Here is a 26,432-nt window from a genome sequence, read left to right as displayed (position 1 = left end):
TGAGCGTGGGTGTGTCTTTTCAGGTTACGGCATTTACCACGGGCGAGTCACCTATAGGTTGTCTGTGACTAAGGCATGAGCCTTTGCCCAGCGGGTTTGTGCTAGATTGACGGGCCTGACAATGAGGAAGCTATGAAACCGCTGAATGACACCACCAAAGGCGTGGTTTACGGGTTAGGCGCCTACACCCTTTGGGGAAGCTTTCCCCTGTATTTTGCCCTGTTCAAGGGGATCCCTTCCTGGGAGGTGCTGATCCATCGGGTGATCTGGTCCTGCCTGTTTCTGGCCGTGGTCATCTCGATACTCAAGCGCTGGCCGCCGGTGGTGGCGGCACTGCGACAGCCGCGCCGGCTGGGGTATGTGCTGGGTTGTGCCGTGTTTATTGCCCTGAACTGGGGTATCTATATTTATGCCGTGGAAACACGCCATGTGTTGCAGGCCAGTCTGGGCTATTTCCTGACGCCGTTGGTAAATGTGGCCATGGGGCTGCTGATCCTGGGTGAGCGTATTTCCCGGCTGCAGGCCGCGGCGGTGGGGCTGGCGGCGGTTGCGATTCTCTATCAGCTGTTGCTGCTGGGCGAGTTGCCGTGGATTACGCTGGTACTGGCGTTCAGCTTCGGCACCTATGGCCTGATGCGCAAGAAAGTCGAACTTGATGGCCTTTCCGGTCTGTTTGTTGAAACGCTGTTATTGCTGCCGTTGGGCTTGCTGACCCTGGCCTGGCTGTCGTCGCAGGGGCTGTCGCACTTTTCGGACAGCACCTACAGCGCATTGTTACTGGCCTCCAGTGGCGCGGTGACCGCCATCCCGCTGCTGGCTTTTGCCGGGGCTGCGCGCCGTTTGAAGCTGTCTACCGTGGGCTTTCTTATGTACATCAACCCCACGATCCAGTTTCTGATCGCGCTGTATATCTTCCATGAGCCGCTTAGCACCGCCAAACTGGTGAGCTTTGTGATGATCTGGGTGGCGTTGGCAATATACTCGTGGTCGGCCTGGGTGGGCCGATCGAACAGAGAGGCTTCGGCATGAAACAACCCATCAGCGGCTATCACAAAGACGGGGAAAACCACTGGGTAGCGCAGCTGGCGTGTGGCCATAACCAGCACGTGCGCCATGATCCGCCCTGGGTTGTCACGGTGGAAGGCCGGCAATCCATGTTGGGGGTTAAGCTGGATTGCCGGAAATGTGATGACCATGCGCCTGCGGATGTCCGTCCGGAGAGTCCGGAAGGACCTCAGTCTCCCGGTCAGGCCAGGGTTTCCAGATAGGCTTCCAGTTCGTTGGCGAGCCAGCCCACCACGGCGCCTCCTTGCGCCTGCTCTGACTCCAGCGCACTGAACACTTTCCACCAGCGGGCGCTGCGGTGGTGGATGGTTTTCAGCTGTTCCTTGCGCAATGCCTCAGCAATCAGGGGTAAGGGTAAATCCGCCCAGCCAGCGCCATCGATCACCGCATCCCGCATCAGTTCGTATTGGGTAAAGGCGAGGTAGTTGGCGGTTTCCGGGGATTCGGCCACCAGTTGGGCGTCGAGCATGTAGGCCAGGGTGATTTCCGTGTGGCTGACCAGGTCGTCCTGAGTGACCCGTTTCAGCTGACTCAGGGGGTGATCCGGCGCTGCCACGGTGAGCATGCGCACATCAGCCAGTTCCCGAAACCATTGATAACCTTCGTTCAGCAATTCCGGCATCAGGCCATAGGCCACATCCACGGACTGGTTGCGAACCAGCGGCGCCAGTTCCCGGGGCGAGGCAAGGTAAACCGACAGGCTGGTCTGGGGGAAGCGTTGTTTCAGCCGGCGCAGAATGTCCCGCCAGATATCTTCCGGAATGGCATCGTCCCGGGCAATGCGCAGGACCGATTCGGCACCACTCAGGTGGTGCTGGCAGCGAGCCCTGATCTGGCTGGCAACCTGGTCGAATCGCCGGCAGTCGGTCAGGATGGACTGGCCGATGGCCGTCAGGTGCAGTTGATTGCCGCTGCGTTCAAACAGCTCCACCCCCAGTTCATCCTCCAGGGACGCCAGCACGGTACTGACGGTGGTGCGGCTGCGGTTCAGTTCCCGGGCCGCCGCGGCCACGCTGCCGTTGCGCACAACCGAGAGGAAGGTCTTGATCTGTGACGTTTTCATGGTTTGCTCTTTGCGACGGATTTTCCGTCGCTCAGCGACTCACACCTGTTGAATGATGCCGCTAATATGGCAGCAATTCTCAGGAGGTCAAAATGTTTACTTCTCTGGCGCGGGAAAACCTGGCGCTGACATTATCAGCGGTGGGCGCGGGCCTGTTTGCGCTCGCCGGTATTACCTGGGGTCTTTGGGTCGATTCCCTGGTTATTATCTTCGATGGTGCCTATTCCCTGATCAGCCTCGGGTTGTCGCTCCTGTCACTCTATGCCGCCCGCCTGGTTCGCCGGCCGGCCAATGACGATTACCCATTCGGGATGGGGGCCGTGGAGCCGCTAGTGATCGCCGTGAAAGGTCTGGTGATTGCAGTGGTGTGTATCTTGTCGCTGGTATCGGCGGTGGTGTCGCTGCTTCAGGGCGGCCGTGCCGTGGCGGCGGACATGGCAATGATCTTTGGTGCGGTGAACGTGGTGGGGTGTCTGGCGGTCTGGGCGTATCTACGGTGGTCAAGTCTGCGCAATGGTTCGGGGCTGGTGCAGGCGGAACAGCGCCAGTGGCTGATGGACAGTGCCCTAAGCGCTGCCGTAATGATTGGTTTTGGCGCGGCCTGGCTGCTGGAACGCAGTCATTGGGCGGAGCTGGCCGTGTATGCCGACCCGGTAATGATGCTGGTGATTTCGGTCTACTTTATGACGGTGCCGGTGAAGATGGTTCTGGAGTCAGTTCGGGAGCTGTTGCTGGCGGCACCGAAAGACGATGCACTGGACGACATCCATGAGACCCTGGAAGACCTGGGCCTGAATCCGGAACAGGTCCGGGTGGCCAAGCTCGGCCCGAACCTTCTTCTTGAGGCCTCAGACGTTCAGTCCACCCATAGCCAGTATTTGCCTGCGGGTATTGGCTTTCTCTTGCTCAAGTTTGCCAGTCAGTGACACCCCGTCGCACTCCGGATGGTCGGCGAGGAATCGTCGGGTCAGCTCGATCTGGACATGCAGATCCTGGAAACGGCCGTACAGATCCTGTCGCTGGCGTAGCTCTTTCCGGAATGGCTTGCTGTACCGGGCATCCAGTTCCAGAAGATAGCGGATACGCTTGAGGTTCTTGCGCAGCTGGTGCAGGGCTTCATCCGGAGCGGTGTGCAGCAGTTCTGCGGTTTTTCGGTTGAACTGCTTCAGGCGGCGGTTTGTCGCGGCCTGGATGTCTTTTTTCCGCAGGTTTGCAGCCAGCTTATGAAAAGATTTGGACTCAATATAGTCTTGCCAGCGCGACAGGCTTTGCTGGTAGCGTTTCTGGCCAAGGCGTTTGGCCAGTTTGCGCTGTGCTTTAGATGCCCTGAGCCGCGCCCAGTCGGTCAGCGTGGTGCAGAGTTGTGGGTTGTCGTGGCACAGCTCGGGGATATCCTGAAGAAATACGTGCAGATCCCGCAGGGCGCTGGTGGCCCGGGCATGTCGCTTCAGTTCTCGGATATGCTCCTGTAGTTGGCGATCGCCGGTAATCTCGGCCAGGGGTTCGGCAATGGCCCGACTGCGGCGAAGGGCAATGCGGTATTGGTGCAGGAATTCGTCATCCAGCCCCAGCATCACCCCAGGGGTCAGAAGTTCCAACTGGTTGTTCAGCTGCTGTAAAACCTCCGGGAGCGTGTTCTGGTCCAGATCAGTGGCGTCGGGACTGGCTTTTCGGTTCTTGCGCCGGAATTCGTTGTAACTGAAATCACGAGGCGTCAGGAAGGTTTCCAGTGCACCCTTGTTTTTGTCCACTTTCTTCCAGTGCCTTACCGGCAGCCGGATCTCCAGGATACTGGCGGTTGGCAATTCGAACGGAGCCTGGGGTACCAGAAAGGCGGCCAGTTCGAGTAATGCCGGGTTGTGGCCGATGAGGGTGATGCGGTTCTGAGCGTTATCCAGATTCTGCAGCCAGCGTAATAGACGCCGGAAGTCGAAGGTGTAAAGCTCGTTTTCGGTGCGGACATGGGCCGGCTGGTCGTTGACGCTGAGTGCACCTGCCAGCGTTTGCTGGGCTCGCACAGCGGGGCTTGCATAAATGGCACCGGACAGCGCGCCCAGGCATTTCATTGCCCGCGCGAGCGGCGCAAGCTGGCTTTGGCCTCTGTCATTCAGTGGGCGTTCCTGGTCGCAGAGGCTGTCGTCGTTCCAGCTCGATTTGGCGTGGCGGATAAGAAAAAGCCGTTTCATGCATGCTTGCTCATGAGCTGAATGTTCAGACCTTAGTCTGACACAGCCTCAAGTCGTTTACATGACGGCCGATACGTATTTAGACGTATGACACTGATATGACGGGCTTGTTTACATAAAAACCTGTTCCTGACCTGCGTTTGGTATACAGCTTTTAACAAACTGCAACGGAGTGCGGGTTGCGTTTGTGCATAATCAAAGGATTACAAGAAATGACCCCGGAGCGAAGACCATGACCTTCATGAGCAACCTGACCATCAGAACACGGCTTCTGATTGGTGTATTGGTGCCTGTACTGATTACGGCTGGAACAGTTGCATGGATTACGGCGAACCAGATCCGGGCCAATGGAGAGGCAGAGTTGCAACGCCTCGAGCAGGAACTGTTGGAAGCGCGCAAGGAAGGTTTGAAAAATCTGGTTGAAACCGCGAAATCCGTGGTGCTTGAGGCCAAGTCCACTCCCGGTTTTTCGGAGCAGGAGGCGCAGGAAGAGGCGCGAGAGCGGTTGCGGTCAATCAAGTTCGGTCAGAACAACTATGTCTTCGCCTACGATCGCAGTCTGTTCAATCTCGCCTATGCACCGGACCCCTCCAAGGAAGGCCCGACTACCAATCCGAACACCCAAAAGCTGGTTCGCGGGTTGTTTGACGCGACAGGTGACGATGGCTTCATGCCTTATGAGTGGACCAACCCTGCTACCGGCCAGGTGGAACCGAAAGTCTCCTACTCCACTATCATTCCGGGCTGGGACTGGATGATAGGTTCCGGCGTGTATGTAACCGATGTTCAGAGAGCGGTGGCCGCTGCCCGGCAAGAAATCGATGCAACCATGACGTCTGCTATGGGCTTCATTTTACTGCTGACCATTGTGGTGGTGGTGATTTCGTTGGTAATCGGGTTGGTCATTGGCCGCACCGTGACTGCGCCGCTGAACAAGGTCAGCGACATGATGCGGGAGATTGCCGACGGTGAGGGCGACCTGCGCCAGCGCCTGCCGGAAGATGGTAAAGATGAGCTGGCCGTTCTGGGCCGCCGCTTCAACCACTTCGTCATCAAGATTCAGGACACCATCCGTGAGGTCGGCTCTACCACCGACCAGGTGGCTTCGGCGGCTGAAGAACTCAGCCGGGTGGCGAATGAAACCCGCCAGTCGGTTCAGGAGCAGGGTTCGGAAACCGACCAGATTGCTTCGGCCATCAACGAAATGGCGGCAACGATTCAGCAAATCTCCGGCAATGCCAATGAGGTGGAAGGCGCAGCTTCCGATGCGGACCGCATGGCCAAAGAGGGTGGCGAGACCATTAATAGCGCTCAGGGGGCGGTCAATCAGCTGTCCCAGGAAATGGAAGACACCGCTCGCAGCATCAATGCCCTGGCCGAGAAGTCGAACGATATTCAGCAGGTGCTGGATGTGATTCACGCGGTTACTGAGCAGACCAACCTGCTGGCCCTGAACGCTGCCATTGAGGCAGCCCGGGCCGGCGAGCACGGTCGCGGTTTCTCGGTGGTTGCCGACGAAGTGCGCCAGCTGGCCAAGCGGTCAGCGGAATCGGCTGATCAGATCCGGGAAATGATTGATGGCTTTGTGGCGGAGTCCAAGGCTTCGGTGGAACGTATGAACAACTCCCGCAAGAGCTCGGAGGCGACGGTTGAACGCATCAATCATGCCACCAGTGCACTGAACACCATCGTGACGTCAGTGACCCAGATCCACGATCAGGTGACTCAGATTGCGACGGCCGCTGAACAGCAGAGCCAGGTGGCAGAAGAGATCAATCAGAACGTGGTGCGGATTGTCGACGCGGCCCAGCGCAGTGACACCGGCGTGACCCAGACTAATGAGGCCAGCCACGAACTGGCCCGGCTGGGGGAGAATCTGCGCGAGCTGGTTGGCCAGTTCAAGGTCTGATTACCCTCATAAGAAAGCCGGCCCGCCACATTGGCGCGGTCGGCTTTCGTCGTTATGATGGTTCATTCCGGCATGTTTGAATCAAAAATCGATAACAATGGAAGCCAACACTATGTCCCTGCGTAAAACCCTGCTGGCGGCGGTCAGCACTCTTGGCCTGCTGGCCAGTCCTTTCGCGGTCTCTGAAGAAACCTATACCCTGCGTCTCGCGGAAACCTGGGGTCCCAATTCTGGCCTGCTGGGAGATGCGCCCCGCAACATGGCGGCCATGGCCGAGGAAATGTCGGGCGGCCGCCTGAAGATCCGGATTGATTCCTCCAACAAGCACAAGGCCCCTTTCGGTATTTTCGATCTGGTCCGTAACGGCCAGTACGACATGGGCCACACCGCCTCTTATTACTACAAGGGCACCATTCCCAACGCCATGTACTTCACCACCATACCCTTCGGCATGATTGCACCGGAGATGTATGCCTGGTTCTACCACGATGACGGCATGGAGCTGATGCAGAAGGTATATGAACCCTTCGGGCTGCTGTCCTTCCCGGGTGGCAACACGGCCAATCAGATGGGCGGCTGGTTCCGGAAAGAGATCAAGTCTCTGGAGGACCTGAAAGGCCTGAAAATGCGCACCCCCGGTTTTGCCGGCGAGGTTATGTCGGAAGTGGGCGTGGCGGTCACCAACCTGCCGCCGGGCGAGCTGTATACCGCGCTGGAGCGCAACACCATCGATGCCGTTGAATGGGTTGGCCCGGCGCTGGATCTGCAGATGGGCTTTCACCAGATTGCCAAGTATTACTACTCCGGCTGGCAGGAGCCCAATGCCGAAGTGCAGTTCCTGATCAACAAGAAAACCTGGGACAAGCTGCCGGCTGATCTGCAGGCCATCCTGCGGGTCTCCATGCGTACCGCAGCGTATGACATGTATATCCAGAGCACCCACGAAAGCGGTGTGGCCTGGGAGAAGATGAAGCAGGAATACCCGGATGTGACCCACAAGGTGTTTCCACCGGAAGTTATTACTGCCCTGCGAGAAACCACTAATCGCCTGTTGGATGAATTTGCCGAGAAAGACGGACTGGCGAACGAAATCATCACCTCACAGCGTGAATACCTTAAGCAGGTGCGCCCCTGGACCAATATTTCGGACAAGGCGTATCTGAACAGTGTCGCGGAGCAGTAAAAACGCTGCGTGACAATCGGGCCTGATAAGGCTGGAAAACAGGAGGGGCGTGGTCAGGGAATATCCGCACGCCCCTTTTTGTTTGCGTCTGTTTCTGGAAAAATACGCCGCTCAAACTTTGGGCAGGGCCGATGAAACAGACACTGCTATCTCTGAGCAATCTCACCAAACAGTTCGACGGCAAAAAAGTGCTGGATTCACTGGATCTGGACATTTTTGACGGCGAGTTCATTACCCTCCTGGGCCCCTCCGGTTGCGGCAAGACCACCTTGTTGCGGATGATGGCGGGTTTCGAGCATCCGGATGACGGCACCATCGCGCTGGGCGATCAGGACCTGACTCACACCCCGCCGGAACACCGTCCGCTGAACACGGTATTCCAGAACTACGCCCTGTTTCCTCATATGTCGGTCTTCGACAACGTGGCCTATGGCCTGAAAATGGAGAAGCGGCCGAAGCAGGAAATCCGGGAGCGGGTCGAGGATGCCCTGGCCATGGTCCAGCTCGAGGATTTCGCCCAGCGCAAGCCGCATCAGTTGTCCGGCGGTCAGCAGCAACGGGTGGCCATTGCCCGTGCGGTGGTCAAGCGCCCGAAGGTACTGTTGCTGGATGAGCCGTTGTCGGCGCTGGATTATAAATTGCGCCGCACCATGCAGGTTGAGCTCAAGCGCCTGCAACGGGAGCTGGGCATCACCTTTGTGTTTGTCACTCACGATCAGGAAGAAGCCCTGTCCATGTCTGACCGGGTGGTGGTGCTGAAAGATGGCCTGATCCAGCAACTGGGGACGCCGCGGGAAGTCTACGAGCGACCGGCTAATCTGTTTACTGCCCGCTTTGTCGGTGAAACCAACTTCTTCCCGGGCCGGGTGGACAAAGCCAACGGCGACGACACGATCACCGTGGATGTGTTCGGCCTGAAGCGTACCTTCCGCAAGCCGGATTTCCCGGTCTCCGGTGGCCAGTCCCTGCATGTGCTGTTGCGCCCCGAGGATATCCGGGTACTGGCGCCGGACGATGAGGATGGTGTGGCTGGCAAGATTGTAGAGCGTAACTACAAGGGCAGTACCCTGGATTCGGTGATTCATCTTGAGGATGGCACCGAGGTGCTGGCGTCGGAATTCTTCGACGAAGACGACCCTACCTTCGACTATCGCCTTGGCGAGCCGGTCAAAGTGAGCTGGGTTGATGGCTGGGAATGGCTGTTACCCACAGAGCCGGAAGCTCTGCCAGAGGAAGAAGGCACCGATGCGTAGCCTGACACAGCAGCCGTTCCGTACGGCGGTGCTGGTGCTGGTCTGGGGCTGGTTGCTGTTTCTGGTGCTGACCCCCAACCTGCTGGTGGTCGGTGCCAGTGTAATGACCCGGGACCCGGGCTCCTTCATTTCGCTGCCGCTGACCCTGGATGCCTACCGGCAACTGCTCAATCCGCTGTACCTGGAAGTGTTCCTGCACTCCCTGTATATGGCGGCCATGACGACGCTGGTGTGTCTGCTGATCGGCTACCCGTTTGCGTGGGCGTTGTCCAAGGTCGGCAAACGCAATCAGGTGCTGCTGATCTTCCTGCTTATCGTGCCGTTCTGGACCAATTCCCTGGTGCGAACCTACGCCCTGAAGTTGATCCTGGCCACCAATGGCCTGCTCAACAACGCGCTGATGTCGCTCGGGGTGATCGAGGAGCCCATGCAGCTGCTGTATACCGAAGGAGCCGTGATTATCGGGCTGGTGTATCTGTTGTTGCCGTTCATGATCCTGCCGCTCTACTCCGTGTTTGAAGACCTGCGGGAAGACTACCTGAGGGCGTCGCACGACCTGGGCGCGGGGCGCCTGTCCACGTTTATCCATGTGATCGTGCCGCTGACCCTGCCGGGGGTGCTGGCGGGCATCATGCTGGTGCTGTTGCCGGCCATGGGGTTGTTCTTTGTGCCTGATATTCTGGGCGGTTCCCGCAACCTGCTGGTGGGTAACGTCATCAAGAACCAGTTTCTGGATGCCCGCAACTGGCCCTTTGGTGCCGCTGCCAGCATCCTGCTGACCCTGGCCATGGCGTTCCTGATGTTCGCCCACCGCCTGAGTAAACGGCGGATCGGGGAGGACGGTGTATGAATCGCTGGCTGCCCCGCACCTACCTGACGCTGGTGTATCTGCTGCTGTACGTGCCTATCGTGGTACTGGTGGTATTCTCCTTCAACGATTCCCGCACCGGTTACGAATGGGGTGGCCTGAGCCTGCGCTGGTACGAAGCCCTGTTGAACAACCGGGCCATGGTGCAGGCCATGTGGAATTCCCTTTGGCTGGCGCTCTCCGCGGCCACTGTGTCCACGTTGATCGGCGCGCTCACCGCACTGGCACTGCACCGATACCGGTTCCGGGGCAAGAAAGTGCTCAATGGCATGCTGTTTGTGGTGATGATGTCGCCGGAAATTGTCCTGGCGATTTCGCTGCTGGCGCTGTTTCTGCTGGTGGGGCTGCAGCTGGGGTATGTATCCCTGTTGCTGGCTCACGTTACCTTCTGCCTGCCGTTTGTGGTCATCACCGTGATGGCTCGGCTCAGCGGGTTTGACGAACGCCTGCCGGAGGCGGCCCGGGATCTGGGCGCCAACGATTTCACCATGACCCGCACGGTCCTGATTCCGGTGATCATGCCGGCCCTGCTGGCGGGCTGGCTGCTGGGGTTTACACTGTCACTGGACGACGTGGTGGTCAGTACGTTTGTCAGTGGCCCGAGTTATGAAATTCTGCCACTGCGCATCTATTCCATGGTGCGGGTGGGCCTGAAGCCCGAAGTGAATGCCCTTGGCACCCTGCTACTGGTATTCTCACTGGTCATGTTGATCTTGTCTCAATGGATACTGTTAAGGAGCAAACGATGAAGAAACTGGCACTGGCCGGCCTGCTGGCGGTGGGCCTGACTGGCTGCAGTGGTTCTGAGGAGCCCAAGGTTCTGAACCTGTACAACTGGTCTGAGTACATGCCCCAGGAAGTTCTGGATCGCTTTACTGAGGAAACCGGTATCCAGGTGGTCTACACCACCTACGACAGCAACGAAGCCATGTATGCCCGGCTGAAACTGCTGGATGAGAGCGCCGCCTACGACCTGGCCGTGCCCTCCACCTACTACGTGAGCAAGATGCGGCAGGAAGACCTGCTGATGCCCATCGATCGCAGCAAGATTGAAGGTTTCGATAACCTGGATCCGGAACTGGTGAACCTGGATATCGATCCGGAAAACCAGTACAGCGTGCCCTACCTGTGGGGCACCACCGGCCTGGCCGTGGATACCGCGGATGTGGAAGGCGAGGTTACCGCCTGGGCCGATCTGTGGGATGAGCGTTTCGAAGGCCGGGTCATGCTGACCAACGACATGCGTGAAGTCTTCCACGTGGGCCTGCGGGTACTGGGTTACTCCGGTAACAGTACTGACCCTCAGGAAATCGAGGAAGCCTACGAGAAGCTGACCGAGCTGATGCCGTCGGTGCGTACCTTTAACTCGGATGCCCCTCGCATGCCGTACCTGGAAGGTGAAACCGACGTGGGTATGATCTGGAACGGCGAAGCCGTCATGGGCCGCGATACCCTGGATTCCCTGGAATACGTGTATCCGGAAGAAGGCATCATCGCCTGGCTGGACAGCTTCGTGATTCCCAAGAACGCCAAGAACCCGGAAGCCGCTCACCAGTTCATCAGCTTTGTGCTGCAGCCGGAAATCTCGGCCCTGATCAGCGAAGAGATCGGCTACGCCACGCCCAACCTGGCGGCCCGGGATCTGCTGGATGACGCCGTTGCGAACGACCGGGCCAGCTACCCCAACGCCACCGACATGATCAATGCCGAGTTCCAGACCGACATTGGCGACGAGGCGCTGCAGGTGTATGCCAAATACTGGGAAATGTTGAAGTCCGGTCAGTAACCGGAAGAGCATCATGAACCTGGAAAACGGAGGCTTCGGCCTCCGTTTTTTATTGTCCAGGTTTCACAAAACTGAAATACATGGTCTATAACTTCCTGATAACAAAACCTTAGCGAGTTCGCATAACACCGTTTCAGGGGAATGAACGACCATGGCACTGCGCAAGACACGGATATCAGCACTGGCCACCCTGCTGGCCGCAACCACAGCTTCCGGCAACCTGCTGGCGGAAGAACTTCGCCTGATTACCTGGGGAGGCTACGCCCCGGATGAGGTGGTCGCCCAGTTCGAGGAAGAAACCGGAATTGATGTAAAGATCACCTTGTCCAACAACGAGGACATGATCTCCAAGCTTCGGGCCACCGGCGGCGCCGGTTTTGATCTGGCCCAGCCGAGCCAGGATCGTATCGTGGGCGTACAGCGCCAGTTCAACATCTACAAGCCCATTGATTATAGCCGCATCAATACCGACCAGTTGCAGGCGTCGATGGTGAAGGCGACCCGGGAGTCGACGGCTCTGGATGGTCAATCTTACGGTGTGCCCTCGGTCTGGGGGACCAGTGGCCTGATTGTGCACAGTTCCGTCGCGGACACCGTTACCGATTACACCGACCTGTGTGACCCGGCAGTGGCTGGCAAAGTGAGTTACCGCCTGAAGCGGCCGACGCTGATCGGCTTTGCTTTCGCCATGGGCATGGATCCATTTGCGGCCTATGAAGACCGGGACGAATACCAGTCTATTATGGCGAAAGTGGAAGACAAACTGATCGACTGCAAAGCCAACGTGAAAACCTACTGGACGGGCGGCGACCAGTTGTTGTCGCTGCTGCGCACCGGTGAAGTGACGGCGGCCATGGCCTGGGATGCCGGCGGATGGAAACTGAATGCGGAGAACCCGGACATCCGCTTTGTGGCGCCGGAATCCGGAGCCCTGGGCTGGATTGATACCTTTGCTATCCCGCGCCGCAGCGAAAACGAAGAAGCCGCTTACAAGTGGATCAACTTCGTGATGCAGCCGGAAATTGCGGCCAAAATCACCAATGCCTCCGGCAACTTCACGGCCTCCAAAGGCGCCGATGAGTTTGTGAACGCTGAGCTGCGGGACGCCTATCGCCTGAGCTTCGATGAAGAAGCCATCAACAACATCAAATGGTATCCGCCGGTACCACCGGGGCTGGAAGCCATGGAAGGACAGGTGCTGGATCGCGTCCAGGCGGCGAACTGATCCTTATGGCAACAGAGTCTGACCTGTCCTGCAGCGGGCTGGTCCGCCGCTTTGGAAACAACACGGCGGTGGACCATGTGTCGCTGGATGTTCCTGCGGGTACCTTCTTCTCCATTCTGGGGCCGTCGGGGTGTGGCAAGACCACCCTGCTGCGGCTGCTGGCAGGCTTCGACAAGCCGGATGAAGGGGATATCTTCATTCGCGGCCAGCGCATGAATGAGGTGCCGCCTAACAAGCGCCCGGTGAATATGGTGTTTCAGCACCTGGCGCTGTTCCCCACCATGTCCGTCGGTGACAACATTGGCTATGGCCTGAAACGCAAGAAGGTGCCGGCGGCCGAGCGCCGCAAGCGGATTGCACGGGTGCTGGAACAGGTGGGGCTGCCGGAACTGGAGAATCGCAATCCCCAGGAATTGTCGGGTGGCCAGCGCCAGCGCGTGGCCCTGGCCCGCTGCCTGGTGCTCGAACCCACCTTGTTGTTGCTGGATGAGCCTCTCGGTGCCCTGGATCTGAAACTTCGGGAGCAGATGAAGATCGAGCTCAAGCACCTGCAAAAGCAATTTGGTACCACCTTCGTGTACATCACCCATGACCAGTCCGAAGCCATGGTGATGTCAGATCAGGTGGCGGTGATGAAAAATGGCCGCTTCGAGCAGGTGGCGCCGCCGGAGGAGCTTTACCGACATCCGGCAACGCCGTTCGTCGCGGGGTTTGTCGGCGACAACAATCGCCTGGTGGGGACGGTGGTGTCCGTGGCCGATGATGTGGCGGCTGTTCGTCTGAGCGATGGGGCGGTGGTACGCGGGCGGGTTGCGTCGGCGGGCCTGGCGCCCGGTGCCCAGGCAGAACTGTATATTCGGCCGGAATCACTGTCGTTTTCGCAAACGGCTGCGGGCGCGGGTTCCTCCTCACTGCAGACCCGAGTCCGGACCACGCTGTTTGATGGTGCCAACAGCCGGGTAGAAGCCGAAAGCAATGGCCAGGCACTATTCGCACGACTCCCCCAGGACGGCACGGCGCCGGCGCTGACGCCGGACGGCCATCTTGAGCTGTCGTGGGATCCGGGCCTGGCCCGGGTATTTGGAGCTTCGTCCCAGTGAATAGCTCGATTAGCCGTTTCTCGCTGTGGCTGTTGCTGGCGCCTTTCCTGCTTTGGATAGTGCTATTGGTGCTGGTGCCCCATCTGCAGATGTTGCTGGTGTCGTTCCAGGTGCGGGAGAGCTGGGATACCCTGGCCTGGGGGCTGGAGCAGTACCAGAATTTCTTCAATGAATCCTACTACTGGCGTACCTTCGTGCGTACCGGGGTCATGTCCCTGTTCACCACCTTCCTTACCCTGCTGATTGCCTTTCCCATTGCCTGGTACATTGCCCGCCTGGCCCATGGGAGGAGCAAGGGTATTCTGTTCCTGGCTTGCCTGATCCCGTTCTGGGCCAGCGAGTTGGTGCGTACCTACGGCTGGATGATCCTGTTGCGGGAGAGCGGCCTGTTCAGTTCCTGGCTGCAGGCGCTGGGCTGGGTGGATGGCCCGGTGGAGATGCTCTACAACGATGTCGCGGTGATCATCGGCCTGGTCTACAACGGACTGCTGTTTATGGTGGTTCCGCTGGTGACCACGCTCGACGGCATGGACGAGAATCTGGTCGAGGCTGGCTACGATCTGGGCGGTGGCCACGGTACCGTGCTGCGGGAGGTGGTGATTCCCTGGGCCATGCCCGGCATTGTCTCCGGCTGTATTGTGGTGTTCATGCTCACCCTGGGCAGTTACCTCACGCCGATTCTGATGGGGGGCAAAGACAGTGCCTGGTTTACCCAGCAGATTTTCACCCAGTTTATCACCCGGTTTAACTGGGAGCAGGGGGCGGCTTTGGGGGTCTTGCTACTGGTATTGTCGTCGCTGCTGGTCTGGCTGGGCCTGAAGCTGACCGGGCAATCCCTGCGCAAGGTTATGGGGTGATGTCATGATCCGCTCTGTACCCCGGTCCCGGTTGTTTGATGCCCTCTACCTGAGCTATCTGTTGGCCTTTTTCCTGTACCTGGCGTTGCCTTTGCTGGTGACGGCCGTGTTCGCATTCAACGACTCGCCGTTCCCGTCATTACCCTGGCAGGGTTTTACCCTGGACTGGTATCTGGCCGATGGCACCGACGGGCGTACCGGGCTGTTTCACGACGATGGCTTGCTCAGTGCGCTCTGGGTCAGTACCAAGATTGCGTTCTGGGTGACGCTGGTCAGTGTGGGGCTTGGCTGTGTGAATGCGGTATTGTTCGAGCGCGTGGAGTTTCGCGGCAAGGAGCTGCTGTATCTGTTGATGCTGCTGCCGCTGGTGATTCCGGGCGTGATTCTCGGGGTGTCCATTCTGGTGTTCTACAGTGGCATGGCCAACGATGTCTCCCGCTTGTGGGGTATCGAGCTGGACTTGTTCCGGCCGGGGCTGACATTGGTGGTGATGGGGCAGGTCACCTTCATTACCACCCTGGCTACTCTGGTGATTGCGGCCAGGCTGCGCAAATTCGACCGACAGCTGGAAGAGGCTGCCCTCAATCTGGGTGCCACGCCGGTTGTGGCGTGGTTCACGGTTACCCTGCCGTGGCTGCTTCCCTCCATCCTCGGGGCCGCGGCAATGGCGTTTTTGATGTCCTTCGAAAACTTCAATACCACGGTCATGCTCACCGGTAGTGATACCCCGCTCACCGTGGCCCTGTTCAATCGTCTGCGGGAAGGCTCAACGCCGGTGTTGAACGCGGTGGCGCTGTTTCTGATGCTGGTGTCTGCGTTGCTTGCGCTGTTTACCCTCCGACAAAAAAGTTGAGAAAGTTCTGTATCTGGCGTTTACGGTTTATACTGGAACGATCACTCCTGAAAGCGGGTTCTGCTTTGCACGCGTCCACTTGTCGCATCAGATTTCTGCTGGTGATCATCGCCCTCGGGGTCTGTCTGTCCCAGCCTGGATTTGCCGCTATCCAGCCGGTGGATGAGGGATGGCAGTATCGCTGGGGTGATTCCCCGTTTTTGACTGATGGCACGCCATTGTGGATCCTTGAAGACTCTCCACAACACTGGCACGACATTGGTTTTCCATCGAACCCTCCTGGCCGCGATGGTCGTGAGCATGCCTGGTTCAGGGTGCAATTGCCGGAAGGTAGCTGGTACCAGCCTGTCCTTTATGTTTATAGCGTCGACATCATTGTGCAGGCCTGGTTTCGGGGTGAATTGCTCTATCAATATGGCACCTTTGACCAAGAGGGAAGGGGCCGTTTTGAGGGATGGCCCTGGCATGAAATACGGCTACCCGAGGATTATCAGGGAGAGACGCTCTATTTCCGGATATTCTCGAATTACACCGACATAGGGTTATGGGGGGAGGTCGGGATTACCGATCATGCCGATCTGACGGTATACCTCCTCGGGGGAGCTGCTGAGGAACTGGTAGTCTCGGCATTGTCGGCTCTGATAGCTTTTCTGGCTCTGGTGTTCGCCGTAATCCAAAGGGGCCAGCGCAGTTTCGCCAGCATTGCTCTGTTTTCATTCCTGACCTCGGTGATGCTGTTGGCTGAGAGCCAGGCGAGCTTGTTGATTGCTTACAAACCTTTGTTGTGGGACTACCTCGCGGCCGGCTCTTACTACCTGATTCCTATGGCGTTGGCCTTGTTGTTGCGGCAATGGCTAGGCGCTGCACGTCCGGTGCTGATCAGCTGGCTGGTGTGGATTCATCTTGGATTGGCGGTGAGCGCCCTGGCCCTGGCGTTGGTCGGCGCGGTCGACCTTTCTTCGACCTTCCCGGTGTTTGATGTGTTGCTTCTGGTCTCGCTGGTGGTGATGGCTGGCGCTGTGTTGCCACGCTTTCGTGTGCTGTTCGGGGAGCAGCAGGTGCTGGTGGTGGCTTGTGGTGGGCTGGCGGTGCTGCTGATTGTTGATATGGCCGTTGCTCACGGGTTCCTGCCCTGGGGCCGGGTGCCGGTGAGCTGGGGAGCGCTGGGTTTCTCGCTGGCGGTGGTCAGTATTTCGGTCTGGCACTACGGCAAGACCCAGAAAGAGCTCCAGCAACTGAACGTCCGGCTGGAACAGAAGGTTCGGGAGCGCACCGCCCGCGCTGAGTCGCTGGCAGAAAGAGAAGTCGCCAGGGCCCGCTTGTTGGCACTGGAAAGCAAGAAAAGCCAGAAACTGGCGGATGTGATTGCGGCTCTGCAGGATTGCGCCGGCATTGAGGAAGCGTTCGAGCCCCTGTTAAGAGCCATGCCGGAGCTCTACCTGCCCATGACCGGTTGTTTCTATCGAAGAGGCATCGATGGGCAGTACGACCGAGTGGTTCACTGGGGCGGTACCCCGGAGGATGTGTTCCCGGCGTCACTGGGGGCGAACCTGTCCGTCCTGACCGAAACCGTACTCCCGGTACGCAGTTACGATTTACCGGCTCAGATGTGCTTTTTCCTGCGGATAGAGTCTGCCCGCTCCGGCAATCGGCCTGAAGGGGTGTTGATGCTGGAGCGCCCGGACCTGCCGCCAGTGGTGAAAGACTATGGCATCGCAAGGGTGATTTCCTGGGTATACCAGTCGGTTGAGAAAATTGGCATTACCCTGTCTGGGCTGGCCTTGAGGGCTGAATTGCAACGATTCTCCTATGAGGACAGCCTGACCGGACTGAAAAATCGTCGCTACTTTGATGAGCTCTTTCGCCATGAGCGGGAAGTCTCGGCTCGTTCTGATCGGCCGCTATGCCTGCTGATTTTCGATATTGATCACTTCAAACTTTTCAACGACTGTCATGGCCACGAGGCCGGTGATCAGGCGCTGAGAATGGTCGGTGACGTGCTCGCTACCTGTTTTCGCGGCAGTGATACCGTTTGCCGTTATGGTGGTGAGGAGTTTTCGGTGCTGATGCCCGGGGCGTCCCTTGATGAGGCCCGGCAAAGGGCCGAGCAACTGCGGGCGGCCATCTCAGCCGAGCCAGTGGAACATCGGGGTGAAAACCTGGGGAGCCTGACCATTTCAGCAGGCATTGCTTGCTGGCGGGAGAATTGTCCGGAGTTCGACGAGCTGTTCCGGGCCGCCGACCAGGCTCTGTACCAGGCCAAGGAAACGGGCCGCAACCGAGTAGTTGCGGCCTCGCTCTGACATCAATGCCAGATATTGCTGTCGATTTTTTCGTGCAGCTCAGGATAGTCCTTGGACTTGAAGTGCGGCACCAGGCCTTCCTTGCGCTGAGCCAGGTAATCTTTGGTCAGCTTCACAACCGTGCCGGACAACAGAACGATAGCAATCAGGTTGATGGTGGCCATCAGCCCCATGGATGCGTCCGCCGCATTGAATACCGTGACCACCGCTTCGTAGCCACCCCAGATCACCATGCCCAGCGCAGCGAGCCGCAACAGGGTCAAGCCCAGAGTGTTGCCGCCGCGCAGGTAGATCAAAGCGTTCTCGGCGTAGGTGTAATTGGCGACAATGGAGGTGAAGGCGAAGAACAGAATCGCGATGGCGATAAAGTAGCCCCCGAACTCACCCAGGTGTACTTCCATGGCCTGTTGGGTCAACTGGGTGCCGGTCACGCCGGAACCCGGCTCCAGAACGCCAGCCAACAGGATCATCACGGCCGTCGCCGTACAGACAATGATGGTATCGATAAAGACACCGAATGCCTGAACCAGACCCTGTGAAGAGGGATGATGCGGAGCCGGGGTTGCGGTCGCGGCAATGTTGGGTGCCGAGCCCATACCGGCTTCGTTGGAGAACAGGCCGCGTTTGATGCCATTCAGCATGGCAGCGGTAATGGAGCCTGCCGCGCCGCCGGCGGCCTCTTCCAGGCCAAAGGCACTTTTTACGATCAGCGCCAGAATGCCCGGGACTTCGGTAATGTTCATGGCCATCACGCCCAGCGCCAGGAGTACGTAGGCGCCGGCCATGAACGGCACGACAAACTCAGCGAAGCGAACGATCTTGCGCAGACCGCCAAAGATGACAATGCCGGCAAAAGCCGCGATGACCACGCCGACACCCAGCTTGGGCACACCAAAGGCGCCCTGCATGGCATCGGCAATGGAGTTGGCCTGTACGGCGTTGAAAACCAGGCCGAAGGAGATAATCAGGCAGACCGCGAAAATGGCCGCAGCCCAGGGCGCTTTCAGGCCTTTGGCAATGTACACCGCCGGGCCTCCCCGGTACTGGCCCTTGCCGTCGCGAACCTTGTACAGCTGGGCCAGAGTGCTTTCAGCGTAACCGGTGGCCATACCGACGAGGGCTACCATCCACATCCAGAAAATGGCACCGGCACCGCCCAGGTACAGGGCAACCGCAACCCCGGCAAGGTTACCGGTACCCACCCGGGAAGCCAGGCTGGTGCACAGGGCCTGGAACGGAGAAATCCCGTGTACGTCGCTTTCCCGGGAACCACGGATGGCGCGGACCATTTCGCCGAAATTGACGAACTGAAGGAAGCCCAGACGGATGGTAAAGAAGACACCTACGGCAAGCAGGCCATAGACGAGGACATAGCCCCAGAGGATCGAGTTGAGAAAATCAACAATTGCAGTCATGGCTAGACGCCTTGTGATTTGTGAATGAGAAGTAATCCGAGGCGAGGCAGTCTAGCACGGTGAAAAATCAAGCAGACTGCGGAAATCCGTGATTGCCGGACAGCAAGGAATATGCTGTCCGGCGGCACTGCGTGGAGGGGTTCGCCGGTTCAGACCACCAGCACCGGGCACTTGGCCTGGGAGGCAACCCGGTGCGAGACGCTGCCCAGAAAGGTGCCGTCCTTGTCGCTGTTGGTGCCCTTGGTGCCCACTACAATCAGGTCGGCCTCCTTGTCCTGGGCAAATTTCACAATCACCTTCGAGGGCCGGCCGGCCTTGACGAAACCGCGTACCTTGGTGGCGCCATGCTCCTTGGCCAGCTCCTTGGCGTGATTCACTACGCCTTTGGCATACTCAGACAGCACCTTGTCCGGGATGTCCATGTCGTCGGGCCGTCCGATAGACAACGACGCCTCAAACAGGCTGTGATGCTTGTAAACACAGAGGATGTAGATCTCGGCGTCCGGGATCAGTTTCTGCAGTTCAATGGCTTTATCCAGAGCCTTGAGTGAGGTTTTGGAACCATCCACAGCGGCCAGAATCCGTTTAAACATGTTGTTCTCCTTTCATCAGTGGCTGTGGATCTAGTCCCTGAACGCGATGTCACGCAGGAACAGGGCAATATCCGGGAAGGCGATGATCAGGCCGGCAGCCGCCACCAGCATGAAAATGAACGGAGGCGTACCCCGGATAACTTCCATGTAGGGCCGTTTGAAGATGGCAATGGCGGTGAAAATGTCGCAGCCAAAGGGTGGCGTGGCAGAACCGATGGCCACCTGCAGGGTAATCAGCACACCGACAAGCACCGGATCCAGCCCGGTGGCCTGAATGGCCGGCGCAAAGATCGGTGTCAGCACCAGGATAACCACGATGGGATCGACGAACATACAGGCGATGAAGAAAGCCACACAGATGGCAATCAGCACGCCCACAGGCCCGGCCTCGTTGACGCCCACCGCTTCCAGGATGGCCTGGGGAATCTGGGCAAAGGAAATGATCCAGGAGAAGCCATTACCCACGGCCACCAGAATGAACACCACAGCCGTGATCAGCCCGGTGGATTTGGCAATCTTGTAAATGTCGTTCAGTTTCAGTGACCGGAAGACCACAAACTCCAGCAGGAAGGCGTAGAGCACGCAGACTGCTGCTGCTTCTGTGGGGCTGAAAATGCCGCCGTAGATACCGCCGACAATGATCACCGGGAACATCAGGGGCCAGGAGGCATCCCTGACTGACATCGCCCGTTCTTTCCAGCTGGCCTTGGCTTCCGTCGGAACATCGTTCTTGTAGGCGTAGATCAGGCAGTAGATCGAGAACATGAACAAAATCAGGATGCCCGGGCCGATACCCGCAATGAACAGCTCGGCAATGGAGGTTTCCGAGATGACCCCGTAGATGATCATGCCGATGCTGGGAGGGATCAGGAAGGCGATATCACTGGCGTTGATAATCAGAGCCAGCGTGAACGGATCGGAGTAGCCAGCTTTGAGCATTTTCGGGCGCAGCGGTGAGCCTACGGCAACCACGGTGGCCTGGGTTGAGCCAGACACCGCCCCGAACAGGGTGCACGAGGTGGCGGTACTGATGGCGAGGCCACCTTTGATGTGGCCGATAAAGGCCATGACCATATTGATCAGGCGGTCCGCAGACTGGCCCCGGGTCATGATATCGGCCGCCAGAATGAACATGGGTACCGCAATCAACGACGCTGGCCGGATGCCACCCATCATCTGCTGGATGAATGTGCCCATCTGCCCGAAGCCATCGAACATCATAACGAAGCCGATGACGGCAGCAGTGGTTAGCGGAATCATCATCGGGAAGCCCAGAAGCAGCAGCCCGATCATGACGATCATCATAATAGTTGCCATGGTGTGTCTTTCCTTAACCTATGGGTTCACGCTGCTTCAGACTTCGGTTTCAGTATCGGCGTAGCCATCCACCACACCCGTCGACAGGTACACGTCTTTGGTGGTGAAGTTCTTGATGGCGGTCAGCAGGTACTGGATGCCGGTAATGGCGAAACCGACAGGGGCCCAGATGTAAATCCACCAGATCTCAAAACCAAGCGCTGGCAAAATCCGACCTCGGCTGTACAGGGTCTGGATATACTCGAAGGAGTGATAGCACAGGAAAAACATGACCACGGAGGTAAACAGGGCGATGATGATCATCAGTACCTTGCGGCCCTTGGTCGGGAAGGCATCGTACATGGCGGACATGCGGATGTGGCGGCCGTGCCGGGCGGCGTAGCCAATGCCCGCAAAGGTAATCAGAATGATCAGAATCCGGTTGATTTCACCGGAGAAAAACAGGCCCTCGCTGAACACGAAACGGGCAATAACATTGGCGCAGGTGTTTACCGCCATCAGAATCACGCCAGCGGCGAGCATGACGGCTTCAATTTTTGAAATCCAGACGTCAATCGTGCCCAGAAAGCCGGGCAAGCCGGACTCATAGTGACCGGTATCGTCTTCGATCTCCGGGGAATTCTCGGACATGGATTCTGCTCCAGAACATGTCGCTCCCGGCGGGAAGAATCCCCGGCGGGGCGGGGTTAAAGCTGGGTTGCCACCCGCCGGAGCGGGGGCAACCGTTTGGCGAGGTTCAGTCGCTCTGAACTTCTTTCAGATCTTCCTTGAACTGCTCCAGCAGCTCTTTACCACGCTCACCGGTCATTTCGATGAACTTCTCTTCCACCTGTGGTGCGCGGGCCTTGAAGGCTTCGATCTGTTCGTCAGTCAGACGGGTCACGGTAACTTCGTCGCTGTTGGACTGGATCTTTTCCAGGGCCTCGTCCGCCAGACCATCAATGTGCACGATGATTTCCTCGAAGGCGTAATCGGCGGCATCCTGAACCAGCTTCTTGTCCTCATCAGACAGGCCTTCGTAGAAGTTCTGGTTCGCCATCATGGCGGTGGTGAACCAGCCGTGGCCGGTGAATACCAGGTTCGGGGAAACCTCATACAGACCACCTGACTCAATCCAGAAAATCGGGTTCTCCTGACCCTGGATCATGTTGGTCTGCAACGCACCGTATACTTCACCCCATGGCAGCGGGGTTGGGGTAGCACCAAACGCAGAGTAGGTCTCGGACAGAAGCGGGTTGGTCATTACCCGGATCTTCTTGTTGTTGAAGTCTTCCGGAGAGGTCACCGGCTCATCAACGGTCACTACCATTTCCCCTTCCGGGTACATCTTCAGCAGCTCAAGACCTTTTTCAGAATACAGCTCCGGGAAGTCCTCATTGATGGCCTCACTCTCGCGGAAGAACTCGATCACGGTATCCATTTCGGTGGGCATGAGGTACGGGATAAAGAAGATCTGCGCTTCCGGGATCAGAGAGCCGGTAAAGCCAGGAGACTGGTTTACAAAGTTCAGGATACCGGCCTGGGTTTGTTCCATGATGTCGTCAGACTCACCCAGCTCACCGAAACGGTAAATCTGCAGGGTGTGGTCGGAATTCTCTTCAATGTATTCCTTGAACTTGTACGCGAATACGTCCTGAACGTCGCCTTCGTATTCTTCATGGGCGTAGCGCCAATTGGCGGCATTCACGGCATTTGCCGCGGTCAGGCCGGCAAATGCCAGCGCTGAAATACCAGCCAGTTTCCTGAATTTACTTGTGCTGCTCATCGGGTTGTCTCCGCTCGTTATTTTACGTTAATCCATTGTTACATTATTAAAGACTGGCAAATCAAAGCGGTTTTCGCAAGGAAACGGGGGAAATAAGCTGCACGCAAATAGCCGATTAAGCCAAATTGCAAGTGCATGAATTCAGGATGGATTCGGGTTTTCAACACACAGGAACAGGAACCTTCTGAACTCCTCTGCCACCCGCTGGACACTGTTTTCGAGCCGATGTCCGTCGGGTAGGACCAGGGCTTCAATCTGCTGCCTCCGGGCCAGCTCCAGAACCGGCATTACCGGTACCACATCGTCGTTCCAGCCGTGGATAATGCGAGCGTGGCGGGCGCCGATCACCGGGTTGGACTCCGGATAATCCGGTAGCGCCAGTGCCGGTGCCAGCATAAAACAGCCCCTGACCGGAGCCTGTTCGCTGGTCCGGGCGCAGACCCAGCCGCCCATGCTCGAGCCTGCCAGGATGGTCTGTTCGGGCCTTGCACCGGCAGCTGCCATGGCGTGGCGCATCTGCTCCAGGCGTTCGGCAGGGTCTTTAGTGCTGCGATGATCCACCGCCTCGGCATAAACGCCTGAAAACGTTTCAGCCACCGTTTTCAGGGCCTGGATCTTGGTACTGCCGGGGCCACTTTCCAGACCGTGGGAGAGAAAAACATGGAATGCCGGTTGAGCCATGATCAGGTTCTGCCTAGTTGATGGTTGCGTCGGAGTCGGTTTGCGGGGAACGGGTTTCGGCCAGGATATCCAGGGCCTGCCGGCGTTTGTCCGGGTCGTGGATATCAATGGTGAACATCAGTTCGTCCACCTGAATGTCGGTCAGCAGGTCGTCGAGTTGCCGGCGCAGGTCTTCACTGTTACCCATGATCTGCAGTTTCAGGAAGTCCCGCACGCCGGCCTCCTCGGCCGGATTCCAGAGTCCGTCCATGGATTCGACCGGCGGTCGCATCCACAGCGGCTGTCCGCGGAACAGGGCCAGAATGCGCTGGTAGCTGGTGGTGGCCAGATGCCGCGCTTCGTCCTTTGAGGTCGCGGGGATAGCGGGAATCGCCAGCATGGCGTAGGGCTGTCGCAGCTGCTCTGAGGGCTCGAAGTTCTCTCGATAGACCTTCAGGGCTTCCCGGTAGAGCCGCGGTGCGAAGTGGCCGGCGAAGGCATAAGGGAGGCCCCGCATCGCCGCCAGTTGTGCGCTGTACAGGCTTGAGCCCAGCAGCCAGATAGGAACATTGGTGCCAGCACCGGGAATGGCTTTCACCGGCTGACCCGGTTGCAGCGGCCCCAGCAGGTTCTGCAGACGGGCTACGTCTTCCGGGAATTGCTCGGCGCCCAGGCCATCCCGTCGCAGTGCCCGGGCAGTGACCGGATCGGTACCCGGCGCGCGGCCAAGGCCGAGATCGATTCGGCCCGGATAGAGACATTCCAGGGTACCGAATTGCTCGGCAATCACCAGCGGTGGATGGTTCGGCAACATGACACCGCCGGAGCCCACCCGGATCCTCCCGGTTTTACCAGCGATGTGCCCCACCAATACCGAGGTGGCGGAACTGGAAATCCCTTCCATGTTGTGGTGCTCGGCCAGCCAGAAACGTTTGAAGCCAAGAGACTCCGCATGCTGGGCGTAGCGCACGCTGTTAGCCAGTGTGGTCGCCACGGAGTCGCCCTCGCGCACGGAGGCCAGTTCGAGCAGGGAGTAATCGGGTGTTCTGGACATGGGGTTCCCGTACCTGTGAAGAAACAACGGTATTCAGCGTTTCACAATGACGCCAGCGGACGGTTTCTTCAAGGGTTATGACGGGAGGGGCAGGAGCATCCGCTGGTGCCGGATGCTCCTGCCACCGCTCATTACGGCGCGGGCGTGTACATCTGAGTGGAGTACTCGCCTTGGGCAGGTTTGCTGAGGGTGACCTCTTCCTTGACGTAATCGACGAAGGATTGAGCATAGTCCAGGAAGGTATCCCTGGCACGGCCATCCTCGCTGACGGTTCCGAAGGTGAGGTACCCGTCACGGCCAGCCGCGGTGAAGCTGTTGGTGACGACGTTGAGGGTTTCGGCGTCGGTCAGAGCGCGCCAGGTGGTTTCACCCCGCGGGCGAACTTCGATGTCGTAGAGGCGTTCGCCAGCAGGCCTGGCCATGTCGACGGTCCAGCGCAGACCGGCCGCATAAGGATAGGCACCCGTGGAACCGCCTTCAACATGGGCATAGTCTACGGCTTCGTTCAGCACCTGTCGGATTTCCTCACCAGTCATGGTCAGATCGGTGAGGGTATTGGCAAACGGCAGCAGGTTGTAGGCATCACCAATGGTGATATCGCCGGCCAGAATGTCAGTGCGAACGCCGCCGGCGTTCTGGATCGACACATCCGCATTCTTGCTCTGGAACAGGAAGGCCTGAGCCACCAGGTTCGGAATGTCACCACCCCGGTTCGGGTCTTCATTGGCGCAGGTGTTATCACCGTAAGGCCGGCCGGGGATACGCGCCAGGCACAGGTCTTCGGATGCGGTACCGATGACCTGATTGCGGAAGCTGTCCAGCTGGTTGGTGTACGTGGCCAGGGTTTGAGCGCCGGTTGGGTCGTCCACGACAAGGCTGAGCTGAGGGTCCTCCTCGATGGCTGCCTGAATGGCTGCCAGTTCCTCGCCTTCCGGTTGGTAGCCATCCTCGGTACCGTCATCACGAATGATGGGGGTACCCAGCAGCAGGTGCGGGGTGCCGGAGCAGGATGAAACCGTGCCATTTTCGTCCCAGGTCACGCTCAGTTCACCCAACACACGTGAGTACTGCCAGGCCTGGGCCACGCACACTTTGTCACCGTCGGCATTGGTCACTTCGGTGGGGTAGGGGCCGGAGGCACTCAGGCCGTAGGCGTCAAAGTCACCCAGCAGGGTGTGGGAATCTCCGCCGATAATGACATCCACTCCGGACAGGCGCTCGGCCAGTGCCAGATCGTTGGCATACTGGTAGTGGGTCAGCAGGATGATCTTGTCGATGCCTTGGTCGTTCAACTCATCAATCATGGCCTGGGCGGTTTCGGTTTCGTCCAGAAACTCAGTGCTTGCCAGCGGGCTTGAGCTGTTGCGGGTTTTGGTGGCGATGTCGATGCCGATGATGGCCACCTGCTGGCCATCAATGTTCTTGATGGTGTATGGCTGGATGTAATCGTCCTGGGCCACCGGGGCCAATGGGGTGCCGATGGCCGGTTTGACGTTGGCCGCGAGAACCGCCGTGTTACAGCTGCCTGCCGCCAGGTAGTCGAGGAACTTCACCAGCCCTTCGTCACCGCGATCAAACTCGTGATTGCCCAGGGCAAAGGCATCAAAACACACCAGGTTCATCAGCTCGGCATCGGCCTCACCCTCGAAGGAGGTGAAGTACAGGGTGCCGGTCATGGCATCTCCGGCATGCAGTTTCAGCACGTTGTCCAGTTCGGCGGTTCGTTCGTTGATCTTGGCGATCACCCGGGGGAAGCCGCCAGCGCTGAATTCGGTTTCTTCACCGGCAACGTCCAGCGATTGTGAGCCCGCCTCAAGGTGGGAGTGGTGGTCGTTGATATGCAGAATGTTAACGGTAAGGCGCTCGGTTTCCGGTGCGGGCGCGTCGTCGTTATCACTGTTACAGCCGGTCAGGGCAATCAGCGGGATTGCCAGCCAGAGTCCTTGTCGAATCATTACTCTATCTCCGTTGTGGGGG

The 26,432-nt window shown here is 58.4% G+C and carries 24 protein-coding genes; 14 read left to right on the top strand and 10 right to left on the bottom strand.

The window, feature by feature from the left end; genetic code table 11:
- Nucleotides 1-132 precede the first annotated feature (132 nt).
- Nucleotides 133-1,029 carry an EamA family transporter RarD gene (rarD, locus tag ACSSVV_RS13710; protein ID WP_011783887.1) on the top strand — a complete coding sequence of 299 codons (897 nt, stop codon included), beginning with the start codon at nt 133-135 and terminating at the stop codon, nt 1,027-1,029.
- Nucleotides 1,026-1,268, top strand: coding sequence for a DUF3565 domain-containing protein (locus tag ACSSVV_RS13705; RefSeq protein ID WP_031211085.1), 243 nt, complete (start codon nt 1,026-1,028; stop codon nt 1,266-1,268). The genes rarD and ACSSVV_RS13705 overlap by 4 nt, the downstream gene beginning before the upstream one ends.
- On the opposite strand, the gene ACSSVV_RS13700 is transcribed toward ACSSVV_RS13705, so the two are convergent.
- Nucleotides 1,247-2,128 (bottom strand): LysR family transcriptional regulator, encoded by an 882-nt coding sequence (locus ACSSVV_RS13700; protein WP_022993354.1) that lies wholly within the window; start codon nt 2,126-2,128, stop codon nt 1,247-1,249. The two genes, ACSSVV_RS13705 and ACSSVV_RS13700, sit on opposite strands and share 22 nt — an antisense overlap.
- A gap of 92 nt (nt 2,129-2,220) precedes the next feature.
- Between ACSSVV_RS13700 and ACSSVV_RS13695 the strand changes: the two genes are divergently transcribed.
- Entirely contained in the window at nt 2,221-3,054 is an 834-nt protein-coding gene (locus tag ACSSVV_RS13695) for a cation diffusion facilitator family transporter (protein WP_022993353.1), read from the top strand.
- On the opposite strand, the gene ACSSVV_RS13690 is transcribed toward ACSSVV_RS13695, so the two are convergent.
- Nucleotides 2,977-4,314 carry a CHAD domain-containing protein gene (locus tag ACSSVV_RS13690; protein ID WP_022993352.1) on the bottom strand — a complete coding sequence of 446 codons (1,338 nt, stop codon included), beginning with the start codon at nt 4,312-4,314 and terminating at the stop codon, nt 2,977-2,979. The two genes, ACSSVV_RS13695 and ACSSVV_RS13690, sit on opposite strands and share 78 nt — an antisense overlap.
- 232 nt (nt 4,315-4,546) lie before the next feature.
- Here ACSSVV_RS13690 and ACSSVV_RS13685 point away from each other — a divergent pair, with 232 nt between their 5' ends.
- From ACSSVV_RS13685 to ACSSVV_RS13635, 11 genes are all read left to right on the top strand, one after another.
- Nucleotides 4,547-6,223, top strand: a complete 1,677-nt coding sequence (locus ACSSVV_RS13685; protein ID WP_022993351.1) for a methyl-accepting chemotaxis protein — start codon at nt 4,547-4,549, stop codon at nt 6,221-6,223.
- 112 nt (nt 6,224-6,335) lie between these two features.
- Entirely contained in the window at nt 6,336-7,406 is a 1,071-nt protein-coding gene (locus tag ACSSVV_RS13680) for a TRAP transporter substrate-binding protein (RefSeq protein WP_454106410.1), read from the top strand.
- Between the two features lie 131 nt (nt 7,407-7,537).
- The gene (gene potA / locus ACSSVV_RS13675) at nt 7,538-8,659 is read left to right on the top strand and encodes a spermidine/putrescine ABC transporter ATP-binding protein PotA (RefSeq protein WP_454106409.1); all 1,122 of its coding nucleotides are present in this window, start codon (nt 7,538-7,540) and stop codon (nt 8,657-8,659) included.
- The gene (gene potB, locus ACSSVV_RS13670) at nt 8,652-9,509 is read left to right on the top strand and encodes a spermidine/putrescine ABC transporter permease PotB (protein WP_113879541.1); all 858 of its coding nucleotides are present in this window, start codon (nt 8,652-8,654) and stop codon (nt 9,507-9,509) included. Before potA ends, potB begins: the two co-directional genes overlap by 8 nt.
- On the top strand, nt 9,506-10,276 hold the full coding sequence (potC, locus tag ACSSVV_RS13665; protein ID WP_011783896.1) for a spermidine/putrescine ABC transporter permease PotC: 771 nt from the start codon (nt 9,506-9,508) through the stop codon (nt 10,274-10,276). The genes potB and potC overlap by 4 nt, the downstream gene beginning before the upstream one ends.
- Nucleotides 10,273-11,313 (top strand): extracellular solute-binding protein, encoded by a 1,041-nt coding sequence (locus tag ACSSVV_RS13660; RefSeq protein ID WP_011783897.1) that lies wholly within the window; start codon nt 10,273-10,275, stop codon nt 11,311-11,313. Before potC ends, ACSSVV_RS13660 begins: the two co-directional genes overlap by 4 nt.
- A gap of 151 nt (nt 11,314-11,464) precedes the next feature.
- A complete protein-coding gene (locus ACSSVV_RS13655) occupies nt 11,465-12,538 on the top strand; it encodes an extracellular solute-binding protein (RefSeq protein ID WP_454106408.1) in 1,074 nt (357 codons plus the stop codon).
- Nucleotides 12,539-12,543: 5 nt separating this feature from the next.
- Nucleotides 12,544-13,638, top strand: a complete 1,095-nt coding sequence (locus tag ACSSVV_RS13650; RefSeq protein WP_454106407.1) for an ABC transporter ATP-binding protein — start codon at nt 12,544-12,546, stop codon at nt 13,636-13,638.
- Nucleotides 13,635-14,495, top strand: a complete 861-nt coding sequence (locus ACSSVV_RS13645; protein ID WP_454106406.1) for an ABC transporter permease — start codon at nt 13,635-13,637, stop codon at nt 14,493-14,495. The genes ACSSVV_RS13650 and ACSSVV_RS13645 overlap by 4 nt, the downstream gene beginning before the upstream one ends.
- Before the next feature lie 4 nt (nt 14,496-14,499).
- Complete coding sequence (locus tag ACSSVV_RS13640; RefSeq protein WP_153739834.1) at nt 14,500-15,348, top strand: ABC transporter permease; 849 nt, start codon at nt 14,500-14,502, stop codon at nt 15,346-15,348.
- A 65-nt stretch (nt 15,349-15,413) separates the two neighbouring features.
- Entirely contained in the window at nt 15,414-17,651 is a 2,238-nt protein-coding gene (locus ACSSVV_RS13635) for a GGDEF domain-containing protein (RefSeq protein WP_036149967.1), read from the top strand.
- Nucleotides 17,652-17,653: 2 nt separating this feature from the next.
- Here ACSSVV_RS13635 and ACSSVV_RS13630 read toward each other — a convergent pair whose 3' ends face one another.
- From ACSSVV_RS13630 to nadN, 8 genes are all read right to left on the bottom strand, one after another.
- Entirely contained in the window at nt 17,654-19,066 is a 1,413-nt protein-coding gene (locus ACSSVV_RS13630) for an alanine/glycine:cation symporter family protein (RefSeq protein ID WP_011783903.1), read from the bottom strand.
- Between the two features lie 149 nt (nt 19,067-19,215).
- Nucleotides 19,216-19,659, bottom strand: coding sequence for a universal stress protein (locus ACSSVV_RS13625; RefSeq protein WP_011783904.1), 444 nt, complete (start codon nt 19,657-19,659; stop codon nt 19,216-19,218).
- A gap of 30 nt (nt 19,660-19,689) precedes the next feature.
- On the bottom strand, nt 19,690-20,976 hold the full coding sequence (locus ACSSVV_RS13620; protein WP_011783905.1) for a TRAP transporter large permease: 1,287 nt from the start codon (nt 20,974-20,976) through the stop codon (nt 19,690-19,692).
- 36 nt (nt 20,977-21,012) lie between these two features.
- Complete coding sequence (locus ACSSVV_RS13615) at nt 21,013-21,606, bottom strand: TRAP transporter small permease (RefSeq protein WP_011783906.1); 594 nt, start codon at nt 21,604-21,606, stop codon at nt 21,013-21,015.
- 106 nt (nt 21,607-21,712) lie between these two features.
- The gene (locus ACSSVV_RS13610; RefSeq protein WP_011783907.1) at nt 21,713-22,741 is read right to left on the bottom strand and encodes a TRAP transporter substrate-binding protein; all 1,029 of its coding nucleotides are present in this window, start codon (nt 22,739-22,741) and stop codon (nt 21,713-21,715) included.
- A 141-nt stretch (nt 22,742-22,882) separates the two neighbouring features.
- Entirely contained in the window at nt 22,883-23,422 is a 540-nt protein-coding gene (locus ACSSVV_RS13605) for a YqiA/YcfP family alpha/beta fold hydrolase (protein ID WP_011783908.1), read from the bottom strand.
- Between the two features lie 13 nt (nt 23,423-23,435).
- Entirely contained in the window at nt 23,436-24,455 is a 1,020-nt protein-coding gene (locus ACSSVV_RS13600) for an LLM class flavin-dependent oxidoreductase (RefSeq protein ID WP_022993348.1), read from the bottom strand.
- Between the two features lie 131 nt (nt 24,456-24,586).
- Nucleotides 24,587-26,410, bottom strand: coding sequence for an NAD nucleotidase (gene nadN / locus ACSSVV_RS13595; RefSeq protein WP_022993347.1), 1,824 nt, complete (start codon nt 26,408-26,410; stop codon nt 24,587-24,589).
- Between the last annotated feature and the right edge of the window lie 22 nt (nt 26,411-26,432).

It is taken from the genome of Marinobacter sp. MBR-105 (assembly GCF_053628895.1).
Note: the sequence above shows the minus strand (reverse complement) of the source record. Positions and strands in the feature narration are given on the sequence as shown.